Here is a 3277-nt window from a genome sequence, read left to right as displayed (position 1 = left end):
CAGGGGTGCGGTTCAGCTTGCCTTGAGCAACACTATCAGCGCACCGGCGCCGCCATCGGCAGCCCTGGCTTGACAAAAGGCGAGGATTTCATCCTTTTGTACCAGCCAGTTGCGCACCTTGTTTTTCAATACCGGCTCCTTGTTGACCGAGCCGAGTCCCTTGCCGTGAATTATGCGCACGCAACGCATGCCGCGCTTGACTGCACCACGTAAAAATTCGCCCAGGGCTACACGCGCTTCATCGGTACGCAAGCCGTGCAGATCGAGCTGGCTCTGGATGACCCAATGTCCACGGCGCAATTTGCGCACCACATCCTGGCCTATGCCATTGCGCGCATAGCTCAGCGCCTCATCGGTTTCGAGCAGGGTTTCTATCGTGAAATCGTCGGACAGCGATTCCTGCAACGCCGCTTGTTCGTCAGCCATGCGCTGGCGTGCGATCGGCAGCGGACGCGGGCTGCTCACGGTCAATTTATCGGGTGGTGTCAGCGGCGCGACTGCGCCTATGCTGCGCCGGAACAGATCGGCTTCGAGTTGCGCAGTTTTCTCAGCCTGTATGCGTGCAGCTTCAGCAGCCTTGCGCACTTCTTCCTGCGTCTTCAAATCCTTTTGCAGCGATTTGAGTCCGGCAAAGTCCTTGATGGGAGGAGGCATGAGGGTACTTCCAGAAGGATGTTGAGTTTGTGCTTACGCAATGAGTGTGCCGCACCAACATGCGCAGTATGCGCTGTCGGTGCGGCCAGTCATGCGCTTATTCCTGGCTTTCCAGATAGCGTTGCGCATCCAGTGCTGCCATGCAGCCGGTGCCGGCGCTGGTGATTGCCTGGCGATAGATGTGGTCTTGCACGTCGCCGGCAGCGAATACGCCATCAACGCTGGTTGCGGTTGCCATGCCTTCCAGCCCGGTTCTGGTCTTGATGTAGCCGTTGTTCATATCCAGCTGGCCGTCAAAGATGCTGGTGTTCGGTTTGTGACCGATCGCGACAAAAACGCCGTGCAGCTTGATCGGAGTCACGCTACCGTCTATGGTCGACTTGATGTTGATGCCGGTCACGCCACTGTCGTCGCCGGTGACTTCGTCTAGCTGGTGGTTCCACTTGACCTCGATCTTGCCTTCAGCGACTTTGGCCATCAGGCGATCAATCAGGATGGCTTCTGCGCGGAATTTGTCGCGCCTATGGATGACAGTGACTTTTTTCGCGATATTCGAAAGATACAGCGCTTCTTCGACCGCAGTATTGCCGCCGCCGATCACGGCCACTTCCTGCTCGCGGTAGAAAAAACCGTCGCAGGTCGCGCAGGCCGATACGCCCTTGCCCATGAATGCCTGCTCGGACGGCAAGCCCAGATATTGCGCCGATGCGCCGGTTGCAATGATCAATGCATCGCAGGTGTATTCACCCATGTCGCCGATCAGACGTATCGGTTTTTCATCGAGCTTGGTCGTGTGGATATGATCGAAGATGATTTCGGTGTTGAAGCGCTCGGCATGCTGCAACAGGCGCTGCATCAACTCCGGTCCCTGCACGCCCAGCGGATCGCCCGGCCAGTTTTCCACGTCGGTGGTGGTCATCAGTTGACCACCTTGTTCGACGCCAGTAATCAGCACCGGCTTGAGATTGGCGCGTGCAGCATAGACTGCCGCACTGTAACCGGCAGGGCCGGAGCCGAGAATTAAAACGTGCGCATGTTTTGGGCTGGACATAGGAATGATTGATCGTAAAGGGTGTGAGTGGGAATGCTGTATGGGTCGCTAAAAATACGTGTCAGTCGCATATATATGTTGCTGCGGCATCAAATTTCAAGCTGACCTTGAATTATTCGGTGTAACAGGGAAAAACTGGTTAAGATTATAGACGAACCAGCCGTCAGGACAGGGGCTGCAGCCAGAAACAGCCTTTACGCCCGCTTTTACCCTGTATGTGAGCCCATTGCCGCGCTATTTCAGGCGGTGTGCGCATGTTTAACATTGACGCTAGCGCGTCGGGATTTATGAATAAAACAAGCCCAGCCTATACCCGCAAGACCGACACTGCCAAGGACCAGCCCTTGCCCGGCAAACTCGTGCGACTGCTCTCCGAGGCACGCTGGTTTGCCCTCGCTGCCGTCACACTTTACCTGGTCCTGATTTTCCTGACTTACTCTCCGGTCGATCCGGGCTGGTCGCATGCGAATGTGGTGCCCAAGCTGCATAACCTGGGCGGTCGTGCCGGTGCGTGGCTGGCGGATTTGCTGCTGTTCATATTCGGTTTCTCGGCATGGTGGTTGTGCGTATTCTTTCTGCGCCTGGTATGGCTGGGTTATCGCCGCCTGTCGCAACGCTTCCTGCTGAAAAAAGAACCGGAGCCTGAGCACCATCAGGAAGGCTTGATCCGCGGCATAGGCTTTTTCTTCCTGATTACGGGTAGCGTGGCGCTCGAATATTTGCGCATGTATTCCTTGAAGGCAGAATTGCCGCGCGCTCCTGGCGGCGTGCTGGGTGAATTGATCGGCAGTGCGGCGCAAAACGCCTTTGGTTTCATGGGCGCGACGCTGTTGCTGCTGTTGCTGTTCGGCCTGGGTTTCAGCCTGTTCTTCCATGTCTCATGGCTGGGTGTCGCCGAGCGCATAGGCGAAACGATAGAACTCACATTCCAGGCGATCCGCAATCTGTACGGCGCGCGCGAAGATCGCAAGGTCGGCGTCGTCGCCGCAGTCAAGCGGGAAGAAGTCGTCGTGCATGAGCGGGCAAAAATCGTCGATGCGCCGCCGATCCGTATCGAGCCGCAAATCATCGCGGTGCCGAAATCGGATCGCGTCGAAAAAGAACGCCAGGTTTCCCTGTTCAATGATTTGCCGGATACCAATTTGCCGCCGCTGTCCCTGCTGGATGAAGCGCCGCAATCGCAGGAAACCGTCAGTATAGAAACGCTGGAATTCACCAGCCGCCTGATCGAGAAAAAACTCTCCGATTTTGGCGTGTTAGCCAAGGTGGTTGCGGCTTATCCGGGGCCGGTAGTCACGCGTTATGAAATCGATCCGGCCACTGGCGTCAAGGGCAGCCAGATTGTCGGCCTGGCGCGCGATCTGGCACGCTCGCTGTCGCTGACCTCGATACGCGTGGTCGAGACTATACCTGGCAAGAATTACATGGCGCTGGAGTTGCCGAATCCGAAGCGGCAGATCGTGCGCCTGACCGAAATCATCAGTTCCAAGGTGTACAACGACAGCGCATCGAGCCTGACTATTGCGCTGGGCAAGGACATCGCTGGCAATCCGGTGGTCGCCGATCTGGCGA

The 3277-nt window shown here is 56.9% G+C and carries 3 protein-coding genes; 1 reads left to right on the top strand and 2 read right to left on the bottom strand.

What is annotated here, in order from left to right; all coding sequences use genetic code 11:
• Nucleotides 1-12: 12 nt before the first annotated feature.
• Nucleotides 13-654, bottom strand: coding sequence for a Smr/MutS family protein (locus tag Q7T06_RS10365; protein WP_304784330.1), 642 nt, complete (start codon nucleotides 652-654; stop codon nucleotides 13-15).
• A 97-nt stretch (nucleotides 655-751) separates the two neighbouring features.
• Nucleotides 752-1705, bottom strand: coding sequence for a thioredoxin-disulfide reductase (trxB, locus tag Q7T06_RS10360; RefSeq protein WP_304784328.1), 954 nt, complete (start codon nucleotides 1703-1705; stop codon nucleotides 752-754).
• Between the two features lie 287 nt (nucleotides 1706-1992).
• Here trxB and Q7T06_RS10355 point away from each other — a divergent pair.
• The coding region (locus tag Q7T06_RS10355) for a DNA translocase FtsK (protein ID WP_304784326.1) at nucleotides 1993-3277 on the top strand (1285 nt) is incomplete at its 3' end.

The sequence above is a fragment of the Herminiimonas sp. genome, from assembly GCF_030645555.1.
In the GTDB taxonomy this organism is placed as follows: Bacteria; Pseudomonadota; Gammaproteobacteria; order Burkholderiales; family Burkholderiaceae_D; genus Oxalicibacterium.
This window is presented reverse-complemented; position numbering and strand designations above follow the sequence as displayed.

Excerpts from the sequence above, each read along its gene's own strand:
- Q7T06_RS10365 (WP_304784330.1), bottom strand. The coding sequence starts at position 654 with ATGCCTCCTCCCATCAAGGACTTTGCCGGACTCAAATCGCTGCAAAAG.
- trxB (WP_304784328.1), bottom strand. The coding sequence starts at position 1,705 with ATGTCCAGCCCAAAACATGCGCACGTTTTAATTCTCGGCTCCGGCCCT.